Here is a 13,200-nt window from a genome sequence, read left to right on the forward strand (position 1 = left end):
CCCGATCCTGTCCGAGAACGGCCGCGCGCGGCCGAATTGCTTCTGGTGCGAGGGCGTCGACGCGCGGACCATGGACATGGCGAAGTGGGCGGACAGCCCGGCCGCATCAAACCCGCGCCGCCACGCGCGGACGGAACACGGATTCGGCAGTAAGCGCTGCGACCGGCCTTCGCGTCGGCCGGCGCCGCGGGATGAAGAAACTGTTCACGAGGATCGGCTCGTTATCGCCGAGCGCAGTCCGCTCCTTCACGAGCAGGCTCATGACCGAGCGCATTTTCATGACTTCCTGCGCCACGAAGCTGCAGTCCTCATCACGGTTGATCTGCTCATGCATGATCGCTTCAGCCTCCCGCATGCTGACGCGGAGCGCTCTGATGGTTCTGCGGATTTCGTTGATGCGGTTGTCCATAGCTGCCTCCATCTCGGTCGCAGCATAAGAACAAAACATGAACATTCTGTCAATCGCCGCTTACCCGGTGGCGACGTTATTGCTCATCCCGTGGACGGCATGCGGGCCAATCCGCCACCTGCGCCGCTGCACGTGCACGGGCGAGCCTGCTGACAAATTAGACAGGCCCCGTCGCGCCGGGGAAACGATCAGATCAAGGAAAGCCGAAACGCCGCGCATAGCCTGGAGCCATCCCCTGCACGATTGCCCGGCCAATGCCGGCTTCCGGCTCCGGGATCCCCTGGCGCTGGATGCCCTGTTCAAGCCGCTCGCGGACGGCTCGATCAAATCGGCGCTGCCGATTTTACGTGCGCGACATCGGCATCGAAGGCCCGAGCGGCCGGCTCATCACCGGCCACATCCGGACCGACCGGCGGGGGCCAGTCGCCTCTGCCGAAGAGTACATCGGCATCCGCCGACGCCGCCTCGCTCGCCAGGGGAGAGGTCATGATCTATCGCGTTATTCGCGGTACGGCCGAATTCAGTACCAAGGCGGGCGAGAGCATCTCTACCGTTAGGAGAGGCCCTACTCCGCCGCCTGGCGCACATGGCGCGCGGTCGGCGTGCGCATCGTCACCAGCTCCTCGGCCGCAGTCGGATGCAACGCGATCGTCGCGTCGAAATCGGCCTTGGTCGCCTTCATCTTCACCGGGATCGCGACGACTTGCGTGATCTCGGCGGCGGCATCGCCGACGATATGGCAGCCGAGCACGCGATCGGTCGCGCCGTCCACGACGAGCTTCATCAGCACGCGGGTGTCGCGACCGGACATCGTCGCCTTGATCGGCCGGAACGAGGTCTTGTAGATATCGACGTGGCTGAACTGCGCGCGCGCTTCGGTCTCGGTCAGACCAACGGTGCCGACCTCCGGCTGCGAGAACACCGCGGTCGGGATGTTGGCATGATCGACCCTGACCTCGCGCTTGCCGAACACGGTATCGGCGAAGGCATGGCCCTCGCGGATGGCGACCGGCGTCAGGTTGAAGCGATGGGTGACGTCGCCGATCGCATAGATGCTGTCGACCGAACTCCTGGAGAAATGGTCGACCGCGATGCCGCCATTCGCAGGATTGATGGTGACGCCGGCCTTCTCCAGCCCGAGATTGGCAACCGCCGGATGGCGGCCGATCGCGAACATCACCTGGTCGGAGGCGAGGCTCGATCCGTTCGACAGATGGGTGGTGAATTCCTCGCCGTGGCGGTCGACCTTGCTCACTGTGCAGCCGGTGAGAATGGTGATGCCCTGCTTCTCCATCTCGGCGCGAACGTGAGCCCGAACATCCTCGTCAAAACCGCGAAGGATGTTGTCGCCACGATAGATCACCGTGACGTCGGAGCCGAAGCCGGCGAAGATGCCGGCGAATTCCAGCGCGATGTAGCCGCCGCCCTGGATCACGATCCGTTTCGGCAGCTTCTTCAGGTGGAACGCCTCGTTCGAGGAGATCACGTGCTCGATGCCGGGGATCGGGGCGCCGTGGTTGGGCGCACCGCCGGTGGCGATCAGGATGTATCTTGCGGTGATCTTGCGGTCGTTTTCGAGCAGACGGACGGTGTGCTTGTCTTCGATCACCGCGCGGCTCTTGACGATTTGCGCGCCCGACTTCTCGACGTTGGCGGTATAGGCCGCCTCCAGCCGCGCGATCTCCTTGTCCTTGTTGGCGATCAGCGTCGCCCAGTCGAAGCTGGCGGGCGGAACGGTCCAGCCGAAGCCGGCGGCATCCTCGAATTCGTGACGGAAATGCGAGCCGATCACGAACAGCTTCTTCGGCACGCAGCCGCGGATCACGCAGGTGCCGCCCATGCGGTACTCTTCCGCGATCATCACGCGGGCGCCGTACCCGGCCGCGATGCGGGCGGCACGAACGCCGCCCGAGCCGCCGCCGATGACGAAGAGGTCGACGTCGAATTCAGCCATTGTCCACTCCGACCTCTAAAGCATGGTCCGGAAAAGTGTGCAGCGGTTTTCCGAGAAGACCATGCTCAAATAACAACCTAAAGCGCGATGACGCGCTTTAGGAACTCCCTTCCAGATAGTGTCTGTCAGATTTCCTTGCCACGCTTGCGCATCTCGGCGCGGAAAGCCCCCATCACGGTCTCGGCGAAGTTCTGGGCCCAGGAGTTCATGAAGGCCATGCTGAGCCCGATGGCGCGCGGCTCGGCGTCGATCAGCTTCTTGCCCAGCGGCGACTTGTAGAAGGTGACGAGATCCTTCAGTTCCTGCTCGGTGAACTCGCTGGCATAGATCTGCGCCATGCCTTCGCCGATCTCGTTCTGGCGGCCGTTGAGCTGCTGGGCGACGATCGGGGCGACCTCGTTGAGGTCCTTCTGGTAGTTGAGGTTCTGCTGGGTCAGCGCGATCTTGGTCTTTTCGACGAGACCAGGCACGGCGCCCGCGTACATCGCGGTGGCGTTCTTGATCTGCAGAATCTCCTTGGCCGCCGCAATCGCCACGGGCGAGGCCTTGGGCTGCGCCGGCGCGGCGGCAGCCTTGGGCGCCGCCTGCTGCGCCACGGCCGGCACGGCCGAGAGGGCCAGGCCCACAGCGAGGGTCGCAGCCGGCAAAAATTTCAAAACGCTCTTCATTCCTAGTCTCCTTCCGGCTTACGCCGTTCAATCACGCGAATTCCCTCGCCGCCCGCCAGAACGGCCGAACTGGCCAAGCCGATGAACAAGCCGTGCTCGACCACGCCCGGGATGGCGCTCAACGCCTTGGCGAGACCGGGTGGATCCACAATACGTCCGAGCTGGGCATCGACGATCCAGTGGCCGCCATCAGTGACGAAAACGTGGCCGTCTTTGGCCTTGCGGACCGCCATTTGCCCGGAAACGCCGCATTCGGCAAATGCCTTCTCGATCGCGCGGCGCGTCGCGCCAAGCCCGAACGGGATGACCTCGACCGGCAGCGGAAACTTGCCGAGCGTCGGCACCCATTTGCCGTCATCGGCAATCACGATCATGCGATCCGAAGCGGCCGCTACGATCTTCTCGCGCAGCAGCGCACCGCCGCCGCCCTTGATCAGGTTGAGCGCAGGATCGATCTCGTCCGCGCCGTCGACAGTGATGTCGAGATGGTCGATCTCGTCGAGCGTCGTCAGCGGCACACCGCAGCGCTCCGCGTCCGCGCGCGTCGCTTCCGAAGTGGGCACGCCAATCACCTTGAGTCCGGCGGCAACGCGCTCGCCGAGCAGCTCGACGAAATGTTTGGCGGTCGAGCCGGTGCCGAGCCCGAGCTGCATGCCGTCCCGCACCTCCTCGAGCGCGCGCGCTGCGGCCTGCCGCTTCAACTGGTCCATGTTCACCTGTGCGCCCGCCTCTGATCCGGAAGATGTGCCGCCGATCGTGCCCGCTTTCGGCGGCCTATGTAGCCTCGTTTTTCGCGCGGGAACAGGCCTATAAGGTGATCTTATGGGCTCGCCCCTTGCGTGGACACGACCGGGCCGGTAGCGCTTGGATCATGAACTCCCCTCATACCATCGTCTTCGATCTCGACGGCACGCTCGTGGATACGGCGCCCGACCTGATCACCGCCCTGAACTATGTGCTCGACCGCGAAGGGCTGCCGCCTGTACCGATGGCCTCGGCCCGCAACATGATCGGAGCCGGCGCCCGCAAGCTGATCGAACGGGGGCTGGAAGCGGAGGGCCGCACCGTCACAACCACCGACATGGACCGGATGACGGCCGATTTCATCGGCTATTATGCCGATCATATCGCGGTCGAATCTCGCCCCTTCGAGGGGCTCGAGGCCGCGCTCGACCATTTTGCGGCCCACGGCCATCGCCTCGCGGTGTGCACCAACAAGCTGGAATGGCTCTCCAGGCGCCTGCTGGACCAGCTCGACCTCAGCCGCCGTTTTGCCGCGATCTGCGGTGCGGACACGTTTGGCGTCCAGAAGCCGGATCCGACCATCTTTCGCGAGACCGTGGCGCGCGCCGGCGGCACGGTCAAAGCCAGCATCATGGTCGGCGACGCCGGACCCGATGTCGGGGTGGCCCGCCGGGCCGGGGTACCGGTGATCGGGGTCAGCTTCGGCTATACGGACGTGCCGATCGCCGAGCTGAAGCCGGACCGGCTGATCCATCACATGCGCGACCTGCCGGCCGCCGCCAGCAGCCTGATGACCGCCTAGCGTACATCAAGGCACTGGAATTTCTTGGTTATCCGGGGATATCTTGGGTTAACCACTCATTAACCATACGCCGCCCGCCGGTTGCCGGCCCCTAACGAGCCCCGAATCCGGTGTTTGCGGAACTCCAGCCGGCTACCTCGCCAAAACCGGTTCGCAAGCCGCACGGGCCCAGGAAGTCCCAAACCGGCCGCGGCCGCGCCTGCCGCAGCACCGGCTGAGGCCGCCACTCCAGCCGCAGCCTAGCCGTTCCCCGGTCCGAGCGCCGGCAGGCGCTGATCTACGTCTACCACCCGATTGTCCTCCTCGCGTCCGATGCTTAGATTGCGTCTTGAGCATCGCTGAAGCAAAGGTGCGCCCGTCGTAGTGACAAGGCCTCTCGCATGAACGGATCTGCCGCGCTGTCCACCCCGATGACCGATCCGTTCGGGCGGACCATCAGCTATTTGCGCGTTTCCGTCACGGACCGCTGCGATCTGCGCTGCTTCTATTGCATGTCCGAGGACATGACGTTCCTGCCCAAGGCGGATCTGTTGACGCTGGAGGAACTCGACCGGCTCTGCTCGGCTTTCATTGCCAAGGGCGTCAAGAAGCTGCGGCTCACCGGCGGCGAGCCGCTGGTCCGGCGCAACGTGATGACGCTGGTGCGCTCGCTGTCGCGGCATCTGTCGAGCGGCGCCCTGAACGAGCTGACGCTGACCACCAACGGCACCCAGCTGGCGAAACACGCAAGCGAGCTTGCCGATTGCGGCGTCCGCCGCATCAACGTCTCGCTCGACACGCTCGACCCCAAGAAGTTTCGTGAGATCACCCGCTGGGGCGAGATCGACAAGGTGCTGGAAGGGATTGAGGCCGCGCGTGCCGCAGGACTTGCCGTGAAGATCAACGCGGTGGCGTTGAAGAACCTCAACGAGGACGAGTTGCCTTCGCTGATGCGCTGGGCCCACGGAAAGGGCATGGGCCTGACGCTGATCGAGGTCATGCCGATGGGCGAGATCGGATCGGGACGGATCGACCAATACCTGCCTCTGTCGCTGGTGCGCGCGCGCCTCGCCCAGCAATTCACGCTGACGGATCTGGCCGAGAGCACCGGCGGTCCGGCCCGCTATGTCAGCGTCGCCGAAACCGGCGGCAAGCTCGGCTTCATCACGCCGATGACGCACAATTTCTGCGAATCCTGCAACCGGGTTCGCATTACCTGCACGGGAACGCTGCACACCTGTCTCGGCCACGAGGATGCCTCGGATTTGCGCAAACCGCTGCGTGCATCCGATGACGACATGCTGCTTGCGGATGCGATCGACCGCGCCATCGGCCTCAAGCCCAAGGGCCACGATTTCATCATCGACCGCCGCCACGACCGTCCCAGCGTGTCCAGGCACATGAGCGTCACCGGCGGGTAGTTGTTCACCACCCCAGGCCTTATTCCCCTTAACTATCAACAAACTTCCGATTGACTGGCGGCACGCTCGCTGGTTTGGTGCGGCAGCCTCATGCCTGCGCGGCGATACAAGCCACGCGCCCGTTCGGCGCAGTCAAGACGGCCGGGGCACAATCGGGGGAGGACCTATCGTTGCAAGCGCTCCTAAAGCTGAGCCAGAGGATTGACGCGTTCACACGCTGGACGGGCAAACGCATGGCGTGGCTGATCGTGGCCGCCGTCATCATCTCGGCGGTCAATGCGATCGTCCGCAAGACGTTCGACACGTCATCCAATTCCTGGCTCGAGCTGCAATGGGTGCTCTTCAGCATCGTGTTCCTGCTCTGCTCGTCATGGACGCTGCTCGACAACGAGCACATCCGCATCGACATCGTGAACAACGCGCTGCCGAAGACGGTCCGCAACGTGATCGACCTGGTCGGCCACCTCTTCTTCCTCATTCCGCTGTGCGTCGTCATGATCGTCACTGGCGTGCCGTTCTTCCAGCGCTCGTTCCACATCAACGAGCAATCCGGCAATGCCGGCGGCCTGCCGCAGTGGCCCGCCAAAGCCCTGATCATGATCGGGTTCGCTTCCCTGCTCGTTCAAGCTATCTCCGAGGTGATCAAGCGGATTGCGGTCATGCGCGGAATGATGCCGGACCCGCATGAGTCCCAGGTGTCCGCGCTGGAAGCGGAAGTCGAACATCTCGTCGAAGCGATCGAGAAGAAATAGCCGTTGGCGACGGTGTAGGGGGGAATCATGACCGCTTTTATCATCGCCAATATGGCGCCCATCATGTTCGCGTCGCTGGTCGTCGTGCTGCTGCTCGGCTATCCCGCGGCATTTTCGCTCGGCGCCGTCGGCCTGTTCTACGCCATCATCGGCGTCCAACTCGGCCAATTCCACCCCGACTTCCTCCAGGCGCTTCCGGAGCGGGTCTACGGCGTGATGAACAACGACACGCTGCTCGCCATTCCCTTCTTCACCTTCATGGGATTGGTGCTGGAGCGGTCGGGCATGGCCGAGGACCTGCTCGACACCATCGGCCAATTGTTCGGCACCATCCGCGGCGGCCTTGCCTACGCGGTGATCTTCGTCGGCGCGCTGCTCGCCGCGACGACGGGCGTGGTCGCGGCGTCCGTGATCTCGATGGGGCTGATCTCGCTGCCGATCATGCTGCGCTATGGCTATGACCGCCGCGTGGCGGCCGGCGTCATCGCCGCGTCCGGCACGCTCGCGCAGATCATTCCGCCTTCGCTCGTCCTGATCGTGATGGCCGACCAGCTCGGCAAGTCGGTCGGCGACATGTATGAGGGCGCCTTCATCCCGGGTCTCGTGCTCGCCGGCCTCTACGCCGGCTACGCCTTCCTCGTCACCTTGATCTTCCCGAAGGCTGCGCCAGGCCTGCCGAAGGAGGCGATCGGCTTCCGCGAGGACGACGGCGACCGCGGCCTCCGCTCGCTCGGTGTGCTCTTCCTCGCGAGCTGCGTCTTCGGCTGGTTCATGATGCGCAACTCCGAGACGCATGGCGCCGATTACGTCGTGCTCAGCATGTTCTATGGCATCGTCTTCGCCTTCGCCGTCGCCGTGGTGAACTGGGGCATCGACAAGCTGACCGGCTTCCGTTTCCTCTCGAAGATGGCGCAGCAAACCACCTTCGTGATGGTGCCGCCGCTGTTCCTGATCTTCCTGGTTCTCGGCACGATCTTCATCGGCATCGCGACCCCGACCGAAGGCGGCGCGATGGGCGCCGCCGGTGCCCTCATCCTCGGTGCTGCGAAGCGGCGGCTGAGCTGGGACCTGATCCGGCAAGCCACCGAATCGACCGCCAAGCTGTCGGCCTTCGTCGTGTTCATTCTGGTCGGCGCCCGCGTGTTCTCCCTCACCTTCTACGGCGTCAACGGGCACGTCTGGGTCGAGCACCTGCTCACCTCCCTGCCGGGCGGGCAGGTCGGCTTCCTGATCTTCGTCAACGTGTTTGTGTTCGTGCTGGCCTTCTTCCTCGACTTCTTCGAGCTGGCATTCATCGTGATCCCGCTGCTCGGACCTGCCGCCGAGCACCTCGGCATCGACCTGATCTGGTTCGGCGTCATTCTCGGCGTCAACATGCAGACCTCGTTCATGCATCCGCCGTTCGGCTTCGCGTTGTTCTATCTCCGGTCGGTCGCGCCGAAGGAGCGATACACCGATCGCCTCACCGGCAAGCGCATGGAACCCGTCACCACGGGCCAAATCTATTGGGGCGCGGTGCCGTTCGTCGTCATCCAGATGATCATGGTTGCGCTGGTGATCACGTTCCCGTCGATGGTGATGCACTACAAGGGCGTCCAGTCGAACATCGACCCCAACACGATCAGGATCGAGGTGCCGCAGATCGAGCTGCCGCCGCTGGATCTCGGGCCGCCGCAGAAGTAGCGGGAGCGACACGCGCCGTCGTGCTCCGCGCAAGCGGTGCACGACGCGTGACGGCGGGCGTGACAAGCACCGGAAACGGAGGCATACCGGGCCATCATCAGTCCCATGGATGGTCTCTCATGCCCCGATCGTACCCTGCTCCATCGCTCGTTGGCCCGTTGATCGCCTCACTGTGGCTGACATGTGCCGCAACGACAGTGCACGCCGACCCGATCGCCGATGTCCATACGCTGGCACAAAAAGAGCAGCAGCCGCTGCTCGATACGCTGCGCGATCTCGTCAACATCGAATCCGGCAGCAAGGACATCGAAGGCCTGAACCAGATCGCTGAGCGCGTTGCCGGTCAGTTGAAGCAGCTCGGCGGCACGGTGGAGATCCTGCAACCCACCGACATCTATCGCCTCGACGACACCCCTGAGAAGGTCGGACCGGCCGTGCACGCCGTGTTCAAGGGCACGGGCAGCAAGAAGATCATGCTGATCGCCCACATGGACACGGTGTACCTGAAGGGCATGCTGAAGGACCAGCCGTTCCGCATCGACGGCGACAAGGACTACGGCCTCGGCATTGCCGACGACAAGCAAGGCGTCGCGCTCATCCTCCATACCGTGGCGTTGCTGCAGAAGCTGAGCTTCCGGGATTACGGCACGCTGACGGTGCTCACGAATGGCGACGAGGAGATCTCCTCCCCCGGCTGGCGTAGCACCATCACCAAATTCGCCTCGGATCAGGACGCGGTATTCTCGTTCGAAGGCGGCGGGACCGACGGCACGCTGCGTCTCGCCACCAGCGGCATCGGCTCGGCCTATCTCACCGTGCAGGGCAAGTCGTCACATGCCGGCTCGAGGCCGGAGGGCGGCGTCAATGCGCTGTACGAGCTCTCGCACCAGGTGCTGCAGTTGAAGGACCTGTCGAAACCCGCGCAAGGCCTCAAGTTGAACTGGACGGTCTCAAAGGCCGGCACGAACCGCAATGTGATCCCCGCCGACGCCACGGCCCAGGCCGATGCGCGTGCACTCAAGGTGTCCGATTTCGACGAGTTGGAGAGGGAGCTGCAGGACAAGATCAAGAATCGCCTGCTGCCCGACTCCAAGGTCGACCTGAAGTTCGAGGTGCGTCGCCCGCCCCTCGAAGCCAACGAGGCCTCGCGCCGCGTGGCGGCCCACGGCAAGACGATCTATCAGGAGCTCGGAATGTCCCTCAAGGTCGACGAGAAAGCGACCGGCGGCGGCACCGACGCCGCGTTTGCCGCGCTCAAGACCGGGGGCGCCGTGGTCGAAGGCATGGGCCTGTCAGCCTTCGGGGCACATTCCAATGATGCCGAATATGTGCAGCTGGGCAGCATCGTGCCGCGGCTTTATCTGGCGACGCGCATGATCATGGACCTGTCCACCGGCAAACTGAAATAGGTCTCGGCCCTCTCCCACACCGGAGAGGCTGCAGCGTCAGTGCCGCGTCGCTCTCTGTTCAGCGTCGTCGGACTTCTCCGCCGGCCGAAACCGCAGCGTGAACTCGGCGCCGCCGCCCGGGAGATTCGCCATCGCGACGGTGGCCGCATGATCATCCGCCACGGCGCGCACGATCGAGAGTCCCAGCCCCGCGCCGTCGCTGCGCCGGCGGTCGGCACGCCAGAAGCGCTGGAAGATCAGCTCGCGCTCGGCTTCCGCGATCCCCGGGCCGCAATCGCGCACGCGAACCGAGCCATCCTCGCCCACCTCGATGTCGACGGTGGTGTCTCTCGCCGTGAACTTGATGGCGTTCTCGGCAAGGTTGAAGATGGCGCGCTGAACCATCTCCGAATTTCCGTGGATCATCACCGGCGCGTCGCTGCCCTTGAGCGCGATGTCCTTGTGCTGCGCAATCGCGAACGGCGCGATCGCGGCGACCACATCGGCGCAGACGGCGCGCAAATCCGCGGTCTCGCCGGGGTCGAGCACCAGGGAGTCGAGCTCGGCGATCTCCAGGAGCTGGGCGACAAGCCGGCTCATGGCCTCGATATCGGCATGCAGCGACTGCCGCGCTGCGCGGTCGTCAAGCGTCTCGATCCGCGTGCGCAGGATCGCGAGCGGCGTGCGCAATTGATGCGCGGCGTCCGCCGTGAACTGCCGTTGCAGCCGAAAGCCGTCTTCGAGGCGGTCGAGCGCCTGGTTGACGGCGGTGACCAGCGGCAGGATCTCGCGGGGGATCTGTTCCGTCGGCAAACGGATATCGGTGCGCGCCGGACCGATATTGCTGGCCTCCTCGGAAGCCTTCCACAGCGGCGCGATCGCGCGGCGGAAAATGATGATGTCGGTGGCAAGCAGCACCAACAAGATAGGGATGGTAATCCACCCCACCCGCCGGAAGAAGTTCGAGACGATGTCGTCGATGATGACGTCGCGGTGCGCGAGGTCCTCGGCGACCTGGATGCGCACCGTCTTGCCGTCGATGTCCCGGGTGACCGCGGCGCCGGAAATGCTCTCCGACGAGCGCGGTGCAGCGGCGGGGGAGCGCGGGTGCGAGGAGAACAGCAGGCGGCCCTCGACATCGCGAATGTCGTACTGATAGCGGCCATAGGCATCCGAATAGAGGCCCTTGAGACTGTCGGGCAGATTGAACGTCAACAGCCCGTCCGGCTGCGCAACGATGCGCTGCGCCAGCACTTCGGCCTGGGCGCGCATGGCATCGCGATGCAGCTGGTCGATTTCGGAATTGAGCAGCCAGAACAGTACCAGCGGCAGGAAGATCGCGACCACCGCCACCGCCAGGATGTGCAGGAACACGATGCGCCAGATCAGCGATTTGAACGTCGGCGACCTGCCATAGGACCCGGCATAGGATCCGACGTTAGATCCGACCCGGGCCACGCTATTTCTCCACATCCATGAGATAGCCGACGCCGCGGACGGTATGGATCATGACCTTGGCGCCGTGTTCAGCGAGCTGCTTGCGCAGCCGCGAGACATAGACCTCGACCGCGTTGGAGGCGACCTCGCCGTCCAGCCCGAAAATGTGGTCCTCGACGTTCTTCTTCGGCACCACCCGCCCTTGCCGGCGCAGCAGGATCTCGAGCACCGAGGTCTCGCGCGCAGAGATGATCCGCGGCTGGTCGTCGACGAATATCTGGCGGCTCTCGGTGTCGTAGACGAGATTGGCCAGAGTGAGCGAACGGCCGAGCAGCTGGCCGGGCCGGCGCAGGATCGCCTCCAGCCGCGCCACCAGTTCCTCCATCGCGAACGGCTTTGCGAGATAGTCGTCGGCGCCGCTGCGCAGGCCGCTGACGCGGTCCCGCAGGCCGCCGCGCGCGGTCAGCACCAGCACGGGAAGCGGTTCCATCTTGAGGCGCAGCTCCCGCAGTACCGACAGACCGTCGCCATCGGGCAGCCCGAGGTCAAGAATCATCGCAGCATAGCTGACGCTGCTCACCGCCTCCCGCGCCTCGGCCGCGCTGCCCACAATGTCGCTTTGGTAGCCGGCCGCCGCCAGCCCGCCCGCGACGAGCCGCGACAGCTCGGCATTATCCTCGACGATCAGAAGGCGCATCGCAGTCCCGCCGGATACTCAGCTCGCCGCACAGTTCGCGCGGCATCTTCGCTCTTTTCAAGCATTCCGGTCGCCTCGGCTAGCGAAAAAGCCCGGGCTGGTCGCCCTGCCCTGTCAGATTCATGTAAGCCGGAGCGGCCTGTCTCCAGTAGGTGGCCGCTGCATGCTTGATCAAACGTCGCCGCGTCCGCCCGTTGCGGATGTCGGATCGCTGCCCCATCATATCGTCATGCATCCATCATCGGTACTCATTGTGTTCGGCGGCCTTCCGGGCACTGGCAAGACGACGATTTCCCGCGAACTGACCATTCGGCTGGCGGCGACATATCTTCGCATCGATTCAATCGAGCAGGCGTTGAAGGACGCCGGCCTTACGGTCGGCGCAGAGGGCTATGCCACATAGCCAACGCGGTGGCGGCCGAAAATCTCAAGCTCGGGCGCATCGTTATCGCCGACTGCGTCAATCCAGTGCCGGCAAGCCGCGCTGCGTGGCGGCAATGTGCCTTGCAGACCTCGGCACGCTTGGTTGAGATCGAATTGGTTTGCAGCGAAGCGGTGCTGCACCGGCAACGCGTGGAGAGCCGCCCCCCCGACATTCATGGCCTCAAACTGCCAAGCTGGAATGATGTCGTGAGCTGGGCGTATGAACCGTGGGATCGAGAGCATCTGGTGCTCGATACGGCGGGTGGTTCGCTCGATGATCTGCTGGAGCGAGCGGAGGCCTATGTTCGCGACAAGATGGCTAGCTGGCAGGATGGCCCCTTCTGAAAGCGTCTCTGAGTTCGGCCAGTTGGTCGCTCGTTGCGCCGAGCTCCGCCTCGGTCCGACTCGCAGGTAAATCCACATACGCGATCGGCTGTTCGAACTGGCGCGCCGTGAAGTCGTACCTCTTGCCATCGATCCGATTGTAAAAATGGTCGCCGGCCGGCAGCGGCGTCTTCAGCAATTCGCCGCCGAACAGTTCATGGATGAGCAACGACGTGACGTTGCATTGTCCTGCCGCCGGATTGCGCTCCGTCCACTGCCTGGCCGTCGACGGCGACCATACCTTTTGCAGCGTTCTCTCAACGTCATCGGGATCGAAGCTCATTGCCGTCTCCAGCTTGGCATCGACGACCTCGATTTCGGATTATTCGATGATTGCTTTCTACTCCTGCTTTGCCCGACGGGTCAAGCTGCACCTGGTTGGCAGGAGCTACGAAACGAAAGCATCCAGCGATCCGCCGGCTTCGGGGGCGAGTTCGCCCGCACACCGCAGCACCGGTC

Annotated in this window: 14 protein-coding genes; 7 read left to right on the plus strand and 7 right to left on the minus strand. The window is 64.2% G+C overall.

Annotated features, from left to right (window positions below; translation table 11 throughout):
* Nucleotides 1-106: 106 nt before the first annotated feature.
* The 4 genes from IVB28_RS19140 to rpiA form a co-directional block, all read right to left on the minus strand.
* Nucleotides 107-409, minus strand: coding sequence for a hypothetical protein (locus IVB28_RS19140; RefSeq protein WP_247528150.1), 303 nt, complete (start codon nt 407-409; stop codon nt 107-109).
* Nucleotides 410-974: 565 nt separating this feature from the next.
* Entirely contained in the window at nt 975-2,363 is a 1,389-nt protein-coding gene (gene gor / locus IVB28_RS19145) for a glutathione-disulfide reductase (RefSeq protein WP_247528152.1), read from the minus strand.
* 125 nt (nt 2,364-2,488) lie between these two features.
* Entirely contained in the window at nt 2,489-3,031 is a 543-nt protein-coding gene (locus IVB28_RS19150) for a DUF2059 domain-containing protein (RefSeq protein WP_247528153.1), read from the minus strand.
* Between the two features lie 2 nt (nt 3,032-3,033).
* Nucleotides 3,034-3,747: a ribose-5-phosphate isomerase RpiA gene (gene rpiA, locus IVB28_RS19155; protein ID WP_247528155.1), complete on the minus strand. Its 714-nt coding sequence runs from the start codon at nt 3,745-3,747 to the stop codon at nt 3,034-3,036.
* A 155-nt stretch (nt 3,748-3,902) separates the two neighbouring features.
* Between rpiA and IVB28_RS19160 the strand changes: the two genes are divergently transcribed.
* The 5 genes from IVB28_RS19160 (at nt 3,903) to IVB28_RS19180 (ending at nt 9,821) form a co-directional block, all read left to right on the plus strand.
* Nucleotides 3,903-4,577: an HAD family hydrolase gene (locus IVB28_RS19160; RefSeq protein ID WP_247528157.1), complete on the plus strand. Its 675-nt coding sequence runs from the start codon at nt 3,903-3,905 to the stop codon at nt 4,575-4,577.
* 380 nt (nt 4,578-4,957) lie between these two features.
* Nucleotides 4,958-5,977: a GTP 3',8-cyclase MoaA gene (moaA, locus tag IVB28_RS19165; protein ID WP_247528159.1), complete on the plus strand. Its 1,020-nt coding sequence runs from the start codon at nt 4,958-4,960 to the stop codon at nt 5,975-5,977.
* 170 nt (nt 5,978-6,147) lie between these two features.
* Complete coding sequence (locus IVB28_RS19170) at nt 6,148-6,729, plus strand: TRAP transporter small permease subunit (protein WP_247528160.1); 582 nt, start codon at nt 6,148-6,150, stop codon at nt 6,727-6,729.
* A 27-nt stretch (nt 6,730-6,756) separates the two neighbouring features.
* Nucleotides 6,757-8,412, plus strand: a complete 1,656-nt coding sequence (locus tag IVB28_RS19175; protein ID WP_247528161.1) for a TRAP transporter large permease subunit — start codon at nt 6,757-6,759, stop codon at nt 8,410-8,412.
* A gap of 119 nt (nt 8,413-8,531) precedes the next feature.
* Nucleotides 8,532-9,821: a M20/M25/M40 family metallo-hydrolase gene (locus IVB28_RS19180; RefSeq protein WP_247528162.1), complete on the plus strand. Its 1,290-nt coding sequence runs from the start codon at nt 8,532-8,534 to the stop codon at nt 9,819-9,821.
* Between the two features lie 36 nt (nt 9,822-9,857).
* Here IVB28_RS19180 and IVB28_RS19185 read toward each other — a convergent pair whose 3' ends face one another.
* Both IVB28_RS19185 and IVB28_RS19190 read right to left on the minus strand, forming a co-directional pair.
* Nucleotides 9,858-11,258 (minus strand): ATP-binding protein, encoded by a 1,401-nt coding sequence (locus tag IVB28_RS19185; RefSeq protein WP_247528163.1) that lies wholly within the window; start codon nt 11,256-11,258, stop codon nt 9,858-9,860.
* 1 nt (nt 11,259) lies between these two features.
* Nucleotides 11,260-11,934, minus strand: coding sequence for a response regulator transcription factor (locus IVB28_RS19190; RefSeq protein ID WP_247528164.1), 675 nt, complete (start codon nt 11,932-11,934; stop codon nt 11,260-11,262).
* 163 nt (nt 11,935-12,097) lie between these two features.
* Between IVB28_RS19190 and IVB28_RS19195 the strand changes: the two genes are divergently transcribed.
* Nucleotides 12,098-12,337 carry a hypothetical protein gene (locus IVB28_RS19195; protein WP_247528165.1) on the plus strand — a complete coding sequence of 80 codons (240 nt, stop codon included), beginning with the start codon at nt 12,098-12,100 and terminating at the stop codon, nt 12,335-12,337.
* 8 nt (nt 12,338-12,345) lie between these two features.
* Nucleotides 12,346-12,702: a hypothetical protein gene (locus tag IVB28_RS19200; RefSeq protein ID WP_247528166.1), complete on the plus strand. Its 357-nt coding sequence runs from the start codon at nt 12,346-12,348 to the stop codon at nt 12,700-12,702.
* Here IVB28_RS19200 and IVB28_RS19205 read toward each other — a convergent pair.
* A complete protein-coding gene (locus IVB28_RS19205) occupies nt 12,677-13,024 on the minus strand; it encodes a hypothetical protein (protein ID WP_247528167.1) in 348 nt (115 codons plus the stop codon). The genes IVB28_RS19200 and IVB28_RS19205 overlap by 26 nt on opposite strands.
* Nucleotides 13,025-13,200: the final 176 nt, after the last annotated feature.

It is taken from the genome of Bradyrhizobium sp. 199 (genome assembly GCF_023073355.1).
Taxonomy (GTDB): Bacteria; Pseudomonadota; Alphaproteobacteria; order Rhizobiales; family Xanthobacteraceae; genus Bradyrhizobium.